Source organism: Actinokineospora lacus (assembly GCF_053813445.1).
Genome location: NZ_JBQERA010000008.1, coordinates 278791 through 294553, shown reverse-complemented (window position 1 = coordinate 294553; position 15763 = coordinate 278791). Strand labels below are relative to the sequence as shown.

Annotated in this window: 15 protein-coding genes; 2 read left to right on the top strand and 13 right to left on the bottom strand. The window is 73.6% G+C overall.

Features of this window, described 5'->3' with window-relative positions:
- Positions 1-47: 47 nt before the first annotated feature.
- The 5 genes from ACTG9Q_RS21770 to ACTG9Q_RS21750 all read right to left on the bottom strand — a co-directional run bounded on the left by ACTG9Q_RS21770 (position 48) and on the right by ACTG9Q_RS21750 (position 6934).
- Entirely contained in the window at positions 48-1367 is a 1320-nt protein-coding gene (locus ACTG9Q_RS21770) for an amidohydrolase (protein WP_455574681.1), read from the bottom strand.
- 203 nt (positions 1368-1570) lie between these two features.
- Entirely contained in the window at positions 1571-1891 is a 321-nt protein-coding gene (locus tag ACTG9Q_RS21765; RefSeq protein WP_455574680.1) for a hypothetical protein, read from the bottom strand.
- A gap of 48 nt (positions 1892-1939) precedes the next feature.
- On the bottom strand, positions 1940-2929 hold the full coding sequence (meaB, locus tag ACTG9Q_RS21760) for a methylmalonyl Co-A mutase-associated GTPase MeaB (protein ID WP_455574679.1): 990 nt from the start codon (positions 2927-2929) through the stop codon (positions 1940-1942).
- Complete coding sequence (gene scpA, locus ACTG9Q_RS21755; RefSeq protein ID WP_455574678.1) at positions 2922-5102, bottom strand: methylmalonyl-CoA mutase; 2181 nt, start codon at positions 5100-5102, stop codon at positions 2922-2924. Before scpA ends, meaB begins: the two co-directional genes overlap by 8 nt.
- Positions 5099-6934 carry a methylmalonyl-CoA mutase family protein gene (locus tag ACTG9Q_RS21750; RefSeq protein ID WP_455574677.1) on the bottom strand — a complete coding sequence of 612 codons (1836 nt, stop codon included), beginning with the start codon at positions 6932-6934 and terminating at the stop codon, positions 5099-5101. Before ACTG9Q_RS21750 ends, scpA begins: the two co-directional genes overlap by 4 nt.
- 110 nt (positions 6935-7044) lie before the next feature.
- Between ACTG9Q_RS21750 and ACTG9Q_RS21745 the strand changes: the two genes are divergently transcribed.
- A complete protein-coding gene (locus ACTG9Q_RS21745) occupies positions 7045-8694 on the top strand; it encodes a serine/threonine-protein kinase (protein ID WP_455574676.1) in 1650 nt (549 codons plus the stop codon).
- A gap of 53 nt (positions 8695-8747) precedes the next feature.
- Here ACTG9Q_RS21745 and ACTG9Q_RS21740 read toward each other — a convergent pair whose 3' ends face one another.
- The 8 genes from ACTG9Q_RS21740 to ACTG9Q_RS21705 form a co-directional block, all read right to left on the bottom strand.
- Complete coding sequence (locus ACTG9Q_RS21740; RefSeq protein ID WP_455574675.1) at positions 8748-9713, bottom strand: NAD(P)-dependent alcohol dehydrogenase; 966 nt, start codon at positions 9711-9713, stop codon at positions 8748-8750.
- The gene (locus ACTG9Q_RS21735; protein ID WP_455574674.1) at positions 9710-9928 is read right to left on the bottom strand and encodes a helix-turn-helix transcriptional regulator; all 219 of its coding nucleotides are present in this window, start codon (positions 9926-9928) and stop codon (positions 9710-9712) included. The genes ACTG9Q_RS21740 and ACTG9Q_RS21735 overlap by 4 nt, the downstream gene beginning before the upstream one ends.
- A complete protein-coding gene (locus ACTG9Q_RS21730; protein ID WP_455574673.1) occupies positions 9925-10347 on the bottom strand; it encodes a hypothetical protein in 423 nt (140 codons plus the stop codon). The genes ACTG9Q_RS21735 and ACTG9Q_RS21730 overlap by 4 nt, the downstream gene beginning before the upstream one ends.
- Positions 10348-10434: 87 nt before the next feature.
- On the bottom strand, positions 10435-11682 hold the full coding sequence (locus tag ACTG9Q_RS21725) for a PPE domain-containing protein (protein ID WP_455574672.1): 1248 nt from the start codon (positions 11680-11682) through the stop codon (positions 10435-10437).
- Complete coding sequence (locus tag ACTG9Q_RS21720) at positions 11682-12023, bottom strand: transcriptional regulator (RefSeq protein WP_455574671.1); 342 nt, start codon at positions 12021-12023, stop codon at positions 11682-11684. Before ACTG9Q_RS21720 ends, ACTG9Q_RS21725 begins: the two co-directional genes overlap by 1 nt.
- 134 nt (positions 12024-12157) lie before the next feature.
- Entirely contained in the window at positions 12158-12670 is a 513-nt protein-coding gene (locus ACTG9Q_RS21715; RefSeq protein ID WP_455574670.1) for a GNAT family N-acetyltransferase, read from the bottom strand.
- Positions 12671-12680: 10 nt separating this feature from the next.
- Positions 12681-13127 (bottom strand): DUF1707 SHOCT-like domain-containing protein, encoded by a 447-nt coding sequence (locus ACTG9Q_RS21710; RefSeq protein ID WP_455574669.1) that lies wholly within the window; start codon positions 13125-13127, stop codon positions 12681-12683.
- A 46-nt stretch (positions 13128-13173) separates the two neighbouring features.
- Entirely contained in the window at positions 13174-14931 is a 1758-nt protein-coding gene (locus ACTG9Q_RS21705) for an acetyl/propionyl/methylcrotonyl-CoA carboxylase subunit alpha (protein WP_455574668.1), read from the bottom strand.
- A gap of 173 nt (positions 14932-15104) precedes the next feature.
- Between ACTG9Q_RS21705 and ACTG9Q_RS21700 the strand changes: the two genes are divergently transcribed.
- Complete coding sequence (locus ACTG9Q_RS21700; protein WP_455574667.1) at positions 15105-15749, top strand: hypothetical protein; 645 nt, start codon at positions 15105-15107, stop codon at positions 15747-15749.
- The last annotated feature ends 14 nt before the right edge of the window (positions 15750-15763 follow it).

Genomic DNA, 15763 nt, shown 5'->3' with positions numbered 1-15763 from the left:
GGACAACCGTTGGACGGCGGAGAACGCGCCCCGGTTCCCGGCGCCGGTCAGTCGTTCTGCGGGGTGGCGTCCAGCGCGGCGAGCGCGGTGTGGGTCATGACGCGGATGCCCGCCAGCAGGGCCCGCTCGTCCAGCTGGAAGGTGGGCTGGTGCAGGTCGCGCATCGGGCCGTCGCCCGGCCACACGCCCAGGCGCATGAAGCTGCCGGGGATGTGCTCGAGGTACCAGCCGAAGTCCTCGCCGCCGGAGGACTGCTTGGTGCCCGCCAGCGCGTCCTCGCCCAGGGCGTTCTCGATGGCCGTGCGCAGCATCTGGGTGCTCTCGCGCTCGTTGATCACCGGCGGCACGCCGCGGCGGTGCTGCAGCTCGAAGCCCACCCCGGTCGGCGCCAGCAGGGCCTGGACCAGGCCCGCGACCAGCGGCTCCAGGCCAATCCACACGTCGTGGTCGCCGGTGCGCAGCGTCCCGCGCAGGACACCCTCCTGCGGCACGGCGTTGGGCGCCTCGCCCGCGTGCACCGCGCCCCACACCAGCACCGTGCCCGAGCGCGGGTCGACGCGGCGCGAGAGCAGGGCGGGCAGGCCGGTGACGACCGAGCCCAGCGCGTGGATCAGGTCGGCGGTCAGGTGCGGGCGGGAGGTGTGCCCGCCGGGGGAGGTGAGCCGCAGCTCCAGCAGGTCGGCGGCCGAGGTGATGGCCCCGACCCGGGTGCCGACCCGGCCGACCTCGACGCGCGGGTCGCAGTGCAGGCCGAAGATGCGCTCCACGCCGTCGAGCCCGCCCGCGTCGATGACCTCCAGCGCGCCGCCGGGCATGACCTCCTCGGCGGGCTGGAACACCAGCCGGATGCGGCCGGGCAGCGGCGGGCCCGAGGCCAGCGCGATGCCGGTGGCCAGCAGGATCGTGGTGTGGGCGTCGTGCCCGCAGGTGTGCGCGGCGCCGGGGGACTCCGAGGCGTACGGCAGGCCGGTGTCCTCGGTCATCGGGAGGGCGTCGAGGTCGGCGCGCAGGGCGATGCAGCGCTCGCCGGTGCCGATGTCGCAGATCAGGCCGGTGCCGCCGGGCAGCAGCTCCGGTTGCAGGCCGAAGGACTTGAGCAGCCCCGCCACCAGCTCGGTGGTGGCGAACTCCCGGCGGGAGAGCTCCGGGTTGGCGTGGATGTGGCGGAACCAGGCGAGCACGTCGGCGGTGTTGGCCGTGAGCCAGTCGTCGAGCCACGCCGGTCCGCGCCCGGCACCGAGATCCTCCACAGGGGGCATAGTGACGCCCGTGGGCGTGATCAGCACGGCGGAATCGGCCCCTCTACCCCCACGGACGCCCCTGTTGGGGTCGGCGGGTATGTCGGGCCGCGAATCCAACACTGTCACGCGACCCCTCCACTGACCTGCTCAAACGCGCTTCCGGTCCTCATTTGCGGTCAATAGTGCACCATGCGGTGCTGACACCGCCGCCGGTTTGCTTGCTCGTCGGTCAGACGGCACGGTCGAAGCGGTGAGCGGCCGGCGCTCTTCGCCCCGACTGTTCTGTTGATCAAGACGATCGGTGCTCCGGCTCCGACGAACCGCGTGGATCAGCCCTTCGCGCGCTTGCGGCGCACCCGGTTGCCGTAATAGACCACGCCCAGAAGGGCTATCGCGATCACCGCGATGACGATTTTGTGCCGGGAGTCGGCCTGGTCCTGCTCGGAGGGCTGGTTCAAGGCGGGTCCGGGCGGCGCGGTGCTCGGCTGGGCCGCGACCGTCTGGGCCGCGACCATCTGGACCACAGCTGACCGCGCCGAAGCTGTCTGCGCCGAAGCTGTCTGGGCGGTGGCGTCGGGCGCGGTGGGCCCGAGCAGCACGGAGCCCAGCACGGTGAGGCCGAGGAGCACTGCGGTCAGCAGCCGGGACACGCGACCTCCAGGTGGGGGTGGGTGATCGTCTCCAGGGTAGTCATCCGGTCATGCACTGTCACCGAACAGCCGCAGTATCCGCTCGGCGGCCAAGGTCGCGGTGAGTTCCCCCGCGCGGACTTGGCGCTCCAGGTCCGGGGCGGCGCCGCGCACGGCCGGGTGCTCGCGCAGCCGGGCCAGCAGCGTGTCGTGGACCATCGCCCAGGTCCAGTCGACCTGCTGGCGGCGGCGCTTCTCCGCCAGCTCGCCCGAGGACGACAGCGTGCTGTGGTGCAGCTCGACCTGCTCCCACAGCGCGTCCAGGCCGAGGTTCTCCGCACCGCTGCAGGTCAGGACCGGCGGCTGCCAGGACGCCTCGGGGTTGCGCATGAGGCGCAGGGCGGAGGCGAGTTCGCGGGCGGCCTTCTGGGCCTCGCGGGCGTGGTCGCCGTCGGCCTTGTTGACGGCGATGACGTCGGCCAGCTCCAGCACGCCCTTCTTGATCCCCTGCAGCTGGTCGCCGGTGCGGGCCAGGGTCAGGAACAGGAAGCAGTCGACCATGTTGGCCACGGTCGTCTCCGACTGCCCGACGCCGACGGTCTCCACCAGCACCGTGTCGTACCCGGCGGCCTCCATCAGCACGATGGTCTCCCGGGTCGCCTTCGCCACGCCGCCGAGCGTGCCGGAGGTGGGCGACGGGCGGATGAACGCCGCCGGGTCCACCGCCAGCCGCGACATCCGGGTCTTGTCGCCCAGGATCGAGCCGCCCGTGCGGGTCGAGGACGGGTCGACGGCGAGCACCGCCACCCGCCGCCCGGACGCGGTCAGGTTGGTGCCCAGGGTGTCGATGAACGTCGACTTCCCCACCCCGGGCACGCCGGTGACGCCGACCCGGTGCGCCCCGCCCGCGTGCGGCAGCAGCTCGACCAGCAGCTCCTGGGCCAGCTCCCGGTGATCGGCCCTGCGCGATTCCACCAGGGTGATCGCCCGGGACAGCAGCCCCCGGTCGCCCGCGAGCACGCCCTTGGCGTACTCGCCGACGTCGATCCGCCTACCCAAGCGAGTGCCCGTGCCGCTCGGCCAGCTTGCGCAGCAGCTCGGCGGCGGCGTCGGCGATCACCGTGCCGGGCGGGAAGATCGCCGAGGCGCCCGCGTCGCGCAGGGCGTCGTAGTCCTGGGGCGGGATGACGCCGCCGACGACGATCATGATGTCGTCGCGGCCCAGCCCGGCCAGCTCGGCGCGCAGCGACGGCACCAGGGTCAGGTGCCCGGCGGCCAGCGAGTTCACCCCGACGACGTGCACGTCGGCCTCGACCGCCTGGCGGGCCACCTCGGCGGGGGTGGAGAACAGCGGGCCCACGTCCACGTCGAAGCCCAGGTCGGCGAACGCGGTGGCGATCACCTTCTGGCCGCGGTCGTGCCCGTCCTGGCCCATCTTGGCCACCAGGATGCGCGGGCGGCGGCCCTCCTCCTCGGCGAAGGCGTCCACCACGGCCCGCGCCGAGTCCACAGTGGAGGAATTGCCGACCTCGTCGCGGTACACCCCGGAGATCGTACGGATCTGCGCGGCGTGGCGCCCCCAGACCTTGCCCAGCGCGTCGGAGATCTCCCCGACGGTCGCCTTCGCGCGGGCGGCGCTGATCGCCAGCTCCAGCAGGTTGCCGGTGCTGTCGGCGGCCTTGGTCAGCGCGTGCAGCGCGCTCTCGACGGCGGCGGGGTCGCGCTCCTCGCGCAGCCGCCGCAGCTTCTCGACCTGCTGCGCGCGCACCCCGGCGTTGTCGACCTTCAGCACGTCGATCTGCTCGTCCTCGGTGAGCCGGTACTTGTTGACCCCGATCACCGGCTGGCGCCCGGAGTCGATCCGCGCCTGCGTGCGCGCGGCGGCCTCCTCGATGCGCAGCTTGGGCAGGCCCGCGTCGATGGCCCGCGCCATCCCGCCCGCGGCCTCGACCTCGGTGATGTGCCCCCACGCCTTCGCCGCGAGGTCCGCGGTCAGCCGCTCGACGAACGCGCTGCCGCCCCACGGGTCGATGACCCGCGTGGTGCCCGACTCCTGCTGGAGCACCAGCTGGGTGTTGCGGGCGATCCGCGCGGAGAAGTCCGTCGGCAGCGCCAGGGCCTCGTCCAGGGCGTTGGTGTGCAGGGACTGGGTGTGCCCCTGGGTGGCGGCCATCGCCTCCACGCAGGTGCGGATCACGTTGTTGTAGACGTCCTGGGCGGTCAGCGACCAGCCCGAGGTCTGGCAGTGCGTCCTGAGCGACAGTGACTTGGCCGACCGCGGCTCGAACCCCTTCACCAGCTTGGCCCACAGAAGACGCGCCGCGCGCATCTTCGCGACCTCCATGAAGAAGTTCATGCCGATCGCCCAGAAGAACGACAGCCGTGGCGCGAACGTGTCGACGTCCAGACCGGCGCCGCGCCCGGCCCGGATGTACTCCACGCCGTCGGCCAGCGTGTAGGCCAGCTCCAGGTCGGCGGTCGCCCCGGCCTCCTGCATGTGGTAGCCGGAGATGGAGATGGAGTTGTACTTGGGCATGTGCGCCGAGGTATAGGCGAAGATGTCGGAGATGATCCGCATCGACGGCCGCGGCGGGTAGATGTAGGTGTTGCGGACCATGAACTCCTTGAGGATGTCGTTCTGGATGGTCCCGGTCAGCCGCTCCGGGGCCACCCCCTGCTCCTCGGCGGCGACGACGTAGAGCGCCAGGACCGGCAGCACCGCGCCGTTCATGGTCATGGACACGCTCATCCTGTCCAGCGGGATGCCGTCGAAGAGGGTGCGCATGTCGTAGATGGAGTCGATGGCGACGCCCGCCATGCCGACGTCGCCCGCCACGCGCGGGTGGTCGGAGTCGTAGCCGCGGTGGGTGGCCAGGTCGAAGGCCACCGACAGGCCCTTCTGGCCCGCGGCGAGGTTGCGCCGGTAGAAGGCGTTGGACTCCTCGGCGGTGGAGAACCCGGCGTACTGGCGGATCGTCCAGGGCTGGTTGACGTACATCGTCGGGTACGGCCCGCGCAGGAACGGCGCGATGCCCGGGTAGGTGTCGAGGAAGTCCAGGCCCGCGAGGTCGTCGCCGGTGTAGACCGGCTTGACCGCGATGCCCTCCGGGGTCTCCCAGGCCAGCGCGTCGGCGCCCTTGCCGGTGGCCTCGTGCAGCGCCGCCGCCCACGCGGCCGGGTCGGCCGGGCCGGGCTCGCCCAGCTCGACGGCGCCGAAGTCGGGGATGCTCATGCCGGGACTCCCAGGTCGTCGCAGGTCTGGCGGAGGATGCCGAGCGCGTCGCAGCCCGCGTGCACGAATCCGTCCACTTCGTACTCCGGGGACGGCTTGCCCGCCAGCAGGACCTTGCGCGCGCCCGCCTCGCGCAGCGCCGCGACGGCCGCGCCCGCCTGCGCGTCGTAGGTCTTGTCCGAGGCGCACAGGCAGGCGATCCCGGCGCCGCTCTCGGCGAAGCGCGCGGCGAGCGAGGACGGGTCGGCGGCGCCCGCGTCGGGGGTCTCGAACCCGCCCGCCTGGAACAGGTTCGCCGCGAAGGTGGCCCGCGCGGTGTGCGCGGCGACCGGTCCCAGCGTGGCCAGGAAGACCCGGGGCCGCGCGCCGGTCTCGGCGAGCACCCGGTCGGAGCGGTCGCGCAGCTCCTCGTAGTCCTCGGCGTAGCGGTGCACGGGCAGCCCGCCGGACGGCGCGGCCGGGGCCGCCGGGCGCTCGACGGGCTTCTCGGCCAGGTTCGGGAACTCGCTGACGCCGGTCAGCGCGTCGACCCGGTGGGCGAGGCTGTCCTGTCGGGCCGCCCACGTCGCCGCGAGCCGCTCGGCCACCAGGCCGGACCCGAGCGCGGCGACGATCCCGCCCGCGCGCTCGATCTCGGTGAACCACGCCCACGCGGCGCGGGCCAGGTCGTCGGTCAGCCGCTCGACGTACCAGGAGCCGCCCGCCGGGTCGATCACCCCGGCCAGCCGCGACTCCTCCAGCAGCACCGACTGGGTGTTGCGCGCGATCCGCCGGGCGAAGGCGTCGGGCAGGCCGATGGCGGTGTCGAAGGGCAGCACGGTGACCGCGTCCGCCCCGCCGATCCCGGCGCCGAAGCAGCCCAGGGTGGCGCGCAGCAGGTTCACCCACGGGTCGCGGCGGGTCAGCATCGCGGTGGCGGTGACGGCGTGCTGGCGCTGCGGCGCGGTGAACCCGGCCACCTCGCCGACCCGCGCCCACAGCCTGCGGGCCGCGCGCAGCTTGGCGATGGTGAGGAACTGGTCGGCGGTCGCGGCGTGGCGGAACTCCAGCAGCCCCGCGGCCCGCCCGACGTCCAGGCTCGCGTCGGTGAGGGCCCGCAGGTAGGCCACGCCCGCGGCGACGGCCGCGCCCAGCTCTTGGGCGTCGGAGCCGCCCGCGGCGTGGTACGGCAGGCCGTCCACTGTGATCACCCGCAGGTTCGGGTACTCCGCGGCGTCCAGCGCGAGCGCGGCGGCGGCGTCGAGGTCGGCGGTCTCGGCCGTCCGCGCCTGGTGGCCGATCGGGTCGGCGCCCAGGTTGCCGCGCACCTCGGCGGCGGGGACGCCCTTGTCGGCGTGCACGCGCAGCAGCTCGGCGGCGGCTTCGCGGAATTCGGGCCCCGCCTCCAGGGTGACCGGCGCGAGGTCGAGGTAGACGTCGGCGAGCACCTCGCCCAGCCGTGTGACCGGGATGCCGGAGGTGCCCGCGACCAGCCACAGCGAGCTGACGCCGTTCTCCAGGTCGGCCAGCACGGCGGCGCCGGTCGTGGCCGGGTCGAGGTGGCGGGCCCGCACGTCCCAGCCGGTGCGCACGTGCCCGTCGGGCCGGGCGCCGCGGGTGTAGGGCGGCAGGCCGGGCAGCCCGGCGGGCGGGGCGGTGTCCTCGGCGGTGTAGAGCGGGGCGATGTCGATGCCGTCGTAGGTGGTGCTCGCGATCAGCGTCTCGACCGGCCGGTCATCGGGCACCGCGCCGGACTTGCGCAGCACGCCGGCGACCAGGTCCCGCCACTGCGCGCGGGTCGCCGAGGGGTGCTCGCCCGCCAGCGAGAGCGCCTCCGGCTCGGTGGATGTCATGCCCCGCGATGCTACGGAAACCTCGACCACGTCGGGTTGTGAGGCTAATCGCCGTTCACGATTCAGCGGTCTGTGGCCTTGCCCACCAGCGGCGGTCCCCATCAGGGAGAATGGCGCCCGTGTCGACCACGGATGCCGAACAGCGCCTCATCGCGGGGCGCTACCGCCTGCGCGGGCTCCTCGGCCAGGGCTCGATGGGCCTGGTGTGGTCGGCCTACGACGAGCACCTGCGCCGCAGGGTGGCGGTCAAGGAGGTCCGGCTGTCGCCGGGGGTCTCCGACGCCGAGGCCGCCGAGCTGCGCGAGCGCACCCTGCGCGAGGCGCGGGCGATCGCCGCGCTGGCCCACCCGAACGTGGTGATCCTGCACGACGTGGTCCGCGAGGGCGACGAGCCGTTCGTGGTCATGGAGTACGTCCAGGCGCTGAGCCTGGCCCAGATCCTGCGGCTCAACGGCCCGTGCACGGAGGTGCAGGCCGCGGTGATCGGCTCGGCGGTGGCCGCGGGCCTGCTCGCCGCGCACGCCGCCGGGATCACCCACCGCGACGTCAAGCCGGGCAACGTGCTCGTCGGCACCGACAGCACGGTGAAGCTGACCGACTTCGGCATCGCCCGCAACGTCTCCGAGCACACCCTGACCCACTCCGGGGTGATGCTCGGCTCGCCCGCCTACATCGCCCCCGAGGTCGTCTCCGGGGGCCGGGTCAGCCCGGCGGCGGACCTGTGGGGGCTGGGGGCGACGCTGTTCGCCGCGGTCGAGGGCCGCGCGCCCTACGACCCGGACGCGCCCGTGCTGGAGACCCTGAACCGGGTCGTCGACGACGAGGCGCCGATCCCCGCGGTGGAGGGGCCGCTGCGCGAGGTGATCACCGGGCTGATGGTGAAGGACCCGGACGCCCGGATCACCCTGCAGCGGGTCCGCCAGCTGCTGCACCCGCTGCACCCGGCGCCGGGGACCTCGGTGTTCGCCGCGCTGAAGACCTCGGCCGAGGACGCCGAGACCGTGGTGACCCGGCCCGCGCCCGCGCCGCCGGAGCCCCCGGGCGAGGCCAGCGCGCCGCTGGCGGTGGCCCCCGGCCCGCTGCCGTTCACCCCGCCCGTGCGCAGCCGCGGCGTGCTCGCCGCCGCCGTGCTCACCCTGGTCGCGGCGCTGCTGTTCACCGCGGGGGCCGCGGGCGGTTTCGCCCTGGCCAGGGTGGTCGGCGGCGAGCCGGTGCTGCCGCGCGCCTCGACCGCCCCGCCGCCGCCGCCGTCCGCCCCGGTCACCGAGCTGGTGGTGCGCGGCGCCGACGCCTCGACGCTGGCGGGCGAGCAGGGCGGCGCGTTCTCCGTGCCGGTGCCCGCGGAGTGGGCCAAGTTCGTGGAGCACCGGGCCGCCGAGCCCCTGCCCAACAGCGCCCGGGTGCACTGGGTGGCCCAGGACGGCGCGTCGGCCATCGTGGTCGAGCGGTTCCCGGCCTTCTTCCCCCAGCACGAGATCGAGCAGTACCTGAGGTTCCTGGCCGCGCGCGCCCCGGCGTACCGGCTGGTGGGCTCGACGCCGCTGGGCGAGTCCGGGCTGCGGCTGACCTACCGGACGGTGGAGTCCGTGAAGGACACCCCCGGCGGTCCGGTGCCGGACCTGACCAGGGTCACCTTCGCCGACGTCGTCCCGCGTGGCGACGACCTGTGGGTGGTGTCGCTGACGGTGCCGACCGACCAGGAGGACTCGGCGCGCTCCGGGATCTTCGCGGAGGTCGCGGCCGGGTTCACCGTCGCCTAGGGATCACGGGCGTCTGGTAATCACAGATGCCTGGGGATCACCGGCGCCTGGGATCACGGCGCCTGGACGGTCAGGACGACCTTGCCGCGGGCGTGGTTCTCGCGAATGTGGCGCAGGGCGGTGGCCGCGTCGCTGAGCGGGAAGGTCCGGTCGATGACCGGGGTGACCTTGCCCTGCTCGATGAGGTCCCGCAGGAGTTCGAGGTCGGCGACGCGGTCGGTCTGCATCATCGCGGTCAGGGTGTGCCCGACGAACGGTGAGAGCAGCATCGCGCGCAGCGCGTGGCCCACGCCGCCGGTCCACCGGCCGCCCGTCTCGCTGCCGACGATGACGAGCGTCCCCTTGGGGTTCAGGGCGCGGCGCAGGGTGCTCAGCGGGCGGTGGCCCGCCGTGTCGAGGATCAGGTCGTAGCGGCCGGTGATGTCCTCGGCGGTGTAGTCGATGACGTGGTCGGCGCCCAGCGTCCGCACCAAGTCCACTTTGGACGTACTGCACACGCCGGTGACGGTGGCGCCGTAGGCCTTGGCCAGCTGCACCGCGAACGTCCCGACGCCGCCTGCCGCGCCGATGACCAGGACGTGCTGCCCTTGGCGAATCTTCCCCTTGTCGCGCAAGCCTTGCAGGGCGGTGCAGGCGGCGGTGGGGACGGTGGCGGCCTGCTCGAAGGTGACGTTGGCGGGCATGGGCGCGATGACGTCGGCGCAGGCGAACTCGGCGTAGGCGCCCTGGCAGGTGCCGAACACTCTGTCGCCCTTGGCGAACCGGGTGACATTGGCGCCGACCTCCTCGACGGTCCCGGCGAGGTTCATGCCGGGCACGGTCACTTTGGGCGCGCGGAACCCGTAGCCCGCCAGGCGGATCAGGTACGGCAGGCCGCTGACGGTGTGCCAGACGCCCTGGTCGACGGGGGCGGCGTGCACCCGCACGAGCACGTCGTCCGGGCCGGTGGCGGGCCTGTCGGTGTCGGCGAAGGCCAACACCTCGGCCTCGCCGTATCTGTCCTGGGTGATCGCTTTCATGGTCTTTCCCCTTCCGGGTACTGGAAGACGTCGTCGAGCGCGACGCCGAACGCGCGGGCGATCTGGAAGGCCATCTCCAGGGAGGGCGAGTACCGCCCCTGCTCGATGGCGATGACGGTCTGCCGGGTCACCCCGACGCGCTCGGCCAGCTCGGCCTGGGTCATCTGGCCGTGGGCGAAGCGCAGGGCGCGGATCGAGTTGGTCACCTTGGTCACCACGGGAAACCCCGCTGGTAGGCGAAGATCCTGGCCACCGAGCCCAGCAGCGCCGAGAGGTGGAAGCCGAGGAAGAGCGCGTTGGCGATCCAGAAGTGGTCGAGTTCGGCCAGCGCCATGACCAGCCCGGCCAGCGCCCCGATGACCAGGAAGGACTGTCCGACGTGGTCGCCGAAGCGGCTGATCTCCCGGTCCCGCTGGTCCTTGCCGGTGTCCTTGGGCGCGAACATCCCCACCACGATGTGGACCACGATCGAGCCGACGATCGCCAGCCCCATCGTCCACAGCATGGGCGCCACGTACGCCACCTCGACCAGCGGGGTGGCCCCGGCTCCGCCCAGGACGACGACCAGGTACCCGGCATAGCCCACGACCGCGATCACGGCCATGATCCACGCGCTCTTGTGCTCGTACGCCATGCCATGAATGTAAAGCACACCTGACATGATGTCAAAGATGCTTTACATGCTCGGGCAGGTGGCGGCGCCCAGCCGCGCGGTCAGGTTTCAGCCGCCGATCACCGGGGGCGGGAGGAGGTGGTCCTCGCCGTCGACCGTGACGTTCTCGGTCATGTTCTCCGTCGAGCCCAGGTCCCGGCGTCGGCCGCTGACCGAGCGCACCGGGGTGGCGTCACCGCTGTCGGCGAACCACTGGCTGGAGCCGATCGCCTCCGCGCCGAAGCGGCGCATGGCGAGCTTGTCGGCCTGCCCGCCCGCGCCCGCCGCGCCGACCGGGGCGCCCGTGGCGTGCCCGGGGGCCATCGGCGTGCCCGGCGGCACCGGGCCGGTCGCGGCCTGGGAGTTGTTGTGCCCCAGGCGGTCGCCCGCGTCGACGGACCCACCCGAGTGGCCCGCCGAGTTGCCCGCCGCGGGGGTGGCGGGCGCGCGGCGCGCGCGGTCGCGGTCGTCCGAGCGCGGGACCGGCGCGCCCAGCGCCATGGGGGCGCCGAAGACGCCCTGGGACACCGCGGCGGCCCCGCTCTGGATGCCGGGGGCCATCGGCTGCGGCTGCGGTCGCGGCGCGATGGCCGGGGACGCCGAGGACCCGGCGGTGTGGCCGAAGTTCACGCCGCCGCTCTCGCGGACGTGGACACCGCCGTGGGGACCCCCGTGCCCGTGCGAGCGGTGCCCGCCGTGGTCCGACCGGCCATGCGAGTCCACACTGGACAGCTGAGTCCCGTGCCGCACGCCTTCGCCGCGGCCCCGGTGCACCGACCCCTCGCGGCGCACCTCACCGGGAACGGCGAAGGCGGTGAGCCCGGCCAGGTTCTGCGTCGTGCTGAGCTCGTAGGCGGCCATCACCTCGACCGCGCGCTGCTCCCCGGCCGAGGACGCCGCCTCGGCGGCCTCCAGGTCCGTGGCCCCGCCCGCCACCTGCGCCGCGGGCGGTGCGGCCGGGTCCGGCGCCACGGCCGGGGTCTCCGAGGGCGCGGGCATGTCCGCGCGCGCCCGCGCGATGTGGTCGCCCTGGTTCTCGACGACCACGCGCATCTCCGCGGCGTGCTCCGAGGTGGCCGACGCCCAGGTCGCCATCGGGGACAGCCGCTCGTGGGCCGCGCCCGCCGCCCGCCCGACCCACGCCGCGCCCGCCGCGGTCAGCGCCGCGCCGAGGCCGTGGCCGATCTCGTCGAGCACGGTGGACAGCTCGGCCCAGCGCCGCGACGGTCCGGCCGACGCCGCGGCCCCCGGACCGTCGTGCAGCATCCGGTACAGCTCCTCGTGGGTGAAACCGCGCCAGCGCGCCTGCTCGCTCATCAGCCGCCCTCGGTCGTCTGGGTGACGGTGGCCTCGTTGTCGTCCTCAAGGCCCCGGTACTGCTCCGCGGTCTTGTCGAGGTTGTCCACGGCGGCGTCCAGCCGGGCCCGGAAGGCCAGCAGCGCCTCGAGCGCGGCGCCCTCGACGTCGGCCGAGAGCGCGTTGACGCTCTCCGCGGCGGCCACGCTCACCGGGTCCTTGGCCCACGCGCCGACCCGCACCTCGGCCTGGGCCAGCTCGATCTGCCGGTCGAGGTCGTTCAGCGCGGACAGGAACGCCCCGCGCAGCTCCGGGATGGCCCCTGGATCGACCGATAACAGGTGGTGGTCCTTGGCTGGCACGTCCGCCTCCCCGCGTCACTGCCCGTGGTGCGCCCACTCTATCGAGTGGTGATCCTCGGATTCGACCGTTGACCCACCTTTGCAGACGCGCACGACAGCGGGCCGGTTCCCCCCGGAACAACGCCCCGGCGGGCTCAGGCGTTGCGCAAGACCAGGGTCGTGGTCCCGTCAGTGGCGCCCACCAGGGAGAACCCCAGCTTCTCCGCGACCCGGGCCGAGGCGAGGTTCGCCGTCTCGTGCCGGTAGCGGATCTCCGTCAGCCCCAGCGCGCCGAACCCGAACCGCACGACCGCGCCCAGCGCCTCGGCGGCCAGCCCCTGCCCGCGCGCCTTCGGGTGCGTCCAGCAGCCCGCCTCGCCGATGCCCGCGGCCAGGTCGAGCTCCTTGAGCAGCACCTCGCCGAGCAGGTCCCCGGTCAGCGGGTCGGCGACGGCCCAGGAGAACCGCGTCTCCTTGGCCCAGTCGCCCGCGCGCAGGGCGATGTAGACGCCCGCGGTGTCCAAGTCATGGACGGCGATGTGCGGCAGCCAGCGCCTGCTGACCGGGTCGGTGAAGCCCGCCACCACGGCGGGCCGGTCGTCGATGCGGTCATCGGCGCGCAAGGCCCGGAGGTAGTACCTGCCAGCGTTGATCTCCACCGGTTCCACGCCGGTCAACCTACCGCCAGCCGCGGTTGCGGCGGCTGTAGGCGAACAGGAACACCAGCGGGATGAACATGAACGGTGAGAAGAACCGGAACCCGAACATCATCATCAGCACGATCGCCACGCCCGCCACCGGCAGCAGGACCTGCGCCATCCGCTGCGCGGGCGACCTCGGCGGCAGGGCCGGGTAGTGCGGGGGCGGGTAGTGGTGCTGCGGGTAGTGGGGGTGCGGATAGGCCGTGGGCGGCGGCGGGGCCGGGCGCCCGAAGCGCGGGCGGGGCTGCGGGAGGTCGGCGAACAGCGCGGTCAGCTCGCCCTGGGTGCGCGCGGTGGCCACGTGCGCCGAGCGCTCGCCGTACTCGTCGACGGTGAGCCGCCCGGCGGACATGTGCTCGCCGAGATCCCGCAGCGCGGCTTCCCGCTCGGCATCGCCGATGCGCAGCTCCGGGTTCTCACTCACGCCACCGATCGTACGGAACGACGGTGACGACTGGCTGAGGGTGCTCTCAGTCCTTGATCTCGCAGATCACCGTGCCGGTGGTCACCGACTCGCCCTGCCCGACGCTGAGCCCGGTCACGGTGCCCGCCTTGTGCGCGGTGACGGGGTTCTCCATCTTCATCGCCTCCAGCACGACGACCAGGTCGCCCGCGGCCACCTGCGCGCCGTCCTCGACCGCGACCTTGACGATGGTGCCCTGCATCGGCGCGGCGACCGCGTCACCGGAGACCGCGGCCCCGCTCTTGCCGCCCGCGCGCTTGCGCGGCTTGGCCTTGGCCGCCGCCGGGGCGCCACCGCCCAGCGACAGCGTGCCCGGCAGGCTGACCTCCAGGCGCCGCCCGCCGACCTCGACCACGACGTTCTGCCGCGCCTCGGCCTCGGGCACGTCGGCCGCGCCGGTGAACGGCTCGATCGTGTTGTCGAACTCGGTCTCGATCCACCGCGTGTGCACGGTGAACTCCTCGGCGAAGGCCGGGTCGCGCACGATCGCGCGGTGGAACGGGGTGACCGTGGCCATGCCCTCGACCACCAGCTCGTCCAGCGCGCGGCGGGCGCGGGCCATGGCCTCGCCGCGGTCGGCGCCGGTGACGATCACCTTGGCCAGCAGCGAGTCGAACTGCCCGCCGATGACGGTGCCGGACTCCACCCCGGAGTCCACCCGCACGCCGGGGCCCTCGGGGGCGATCCAGCGGGTCACGGTGCCGGGGGCGGGCAGGAAGCCGCGCCCGGCGTCCTCGCCGTTGATCCGGAACTCGATGGAGTGCCCGCGCGGCGTCGGGTCCTCGGTGAACCGCAGCGCCTCGCCCGCGGCGATCCGGAACTGCTCGCGCACCAGGTCGATGCCGGTGGTCTCCTCCGAGACCGGGTGCTCGACCTGCAGACGGGTGTTGACCTCCAGGAACGAGATCGTCCCGTCGACGCCGACCAGGTACTCCACGGTGCCCGCGCCGGAGTACTTGGCCTCCTTGCAGATGGCCTTGGCGCTGGCGTGGATCTGGGCGCGCTGCTCGTCGCTGAGGAAGGGCGCGGGGGCCTCCTCGACCAGCTTCTGGTGGCGGCGCTGCAGCGAGCAGTCGCGGGTGCCGACGACCACCACGTTGCCGTGCTTGTCGGCCAGCACCTGCGCCTCGACGTGGCGCGGCTTGTCCAGGTACCGCTCGACGAAGCACTCCCCGCGCCCGAAGGCGGTGACGGCCTCGCGCACGGCGGAGTCGAACAGCTCGGGGATCTCCTCCAGCGTGCGGGCGACCTTGAGGCCGCGCCCGCCACCGCCGAACGCGGCCTTGATCGCCACGGGCAGCCCGTGCTCGGCGGCGAAGGCGACGATCTCCTCGGCACCGCCGACCGGCTCCTTGGTGCCGGGCACCAGCGGCGCGCCCGCGCGCATCGCGATGTGCCGCGCGGTCACCTTGTCGCCGAGGTCGCGGATGGCCTGCGGGTCGGGGCCGACCCAGGTCAGCCCGGCGTCGATCACGGCCTGGGCGAACTCGGCGTTCTCGGAGAGGAAGCCGTAGCCGGGGTGCACGGCGTCGGCCCCGCTGCGGGCGGCGACGTCGAGCAGCTTGTCGATGGAGAGGTAGCTCTCCCCGGGCGTGCTGCCGCCGAGTGCGAACGCCTCGTCGGCCAGCCGGGCGAACACCGCGTCGCGGTCGGGCTCGGCGTACACCGCGACACTGGTCAGCCCGGCGTCCCGGCAGGCCCGGATGACCCGGACGGCGATCTCGCCCCGGTTCGCGATCAGGACCTTGCTCAGGGCCTTGGACACGCCGTTCCTCCTTGACTCGCGGGCTGTGGGGCAGTTTACGGACCCGCCGCCGGGCGGGAACCGAGAGCAACCCCACATGTCGGCCACTACTGTCCCCTGGACGGAGTATTGCTGGGACGGGAGGTGACGCCGCAGTGGCACGGCACACGCCCCGCACAGTCATGGTGACGGCAGTGCTGGGCGCACTCGTCTTCGCCGGTGCCCTCGGTGGCGCCGCGCTGACCAGATCCGCCGTTCCGACGACCCCGACCTCGCCCCCGGCGCCGACCACGACCACCGGGGTCGGCGCCGACGGTTGCCTTCGTGAACCCTGTCAGGTCATCGGCACCGAGACCCTGGGCGACACGCTGGTCGAACTGGTCGCCGACGCGGGCGCGACGTCCGGCAGGCTGCGCATCGGCGGTCAGGGCGGGGTGAGTCAGGTCGTGGAGATCACCGACATCGGCACGCTGCTGCCCTCGGGTGCCCTGCAGTGCTACCCCGCGTCGATCTCGGCGTGCCTGGTCCGGGCGTCGGGCGAGCAGGGGTTGACGGGCCGGGTGGTGGTGGGCCGCTCGGACAAGTGGAGCCCGCTGGAACTGGCGTACCTGTCCACGGCGGGCTACCTGCGGCTGGAGAACGTGGGCCTGGACTCCGGCCCGGAGGTCATCGCCGCCCAGTACGACTGCCCGTCGGGCGAGGGGTGCCCGGTGTACGCCCAGGTGTTCACGCTGGGCGGGGAGGAACTGGGGTGCACCCGCGACTACGCGGGGGTCGAGTCCCTGCCCGCGTACCCAGCGGTGTCGGTGGGCCCGGCGGCGCTGGGCCCGTGTGACTGAAGCGCGGTCAGGGC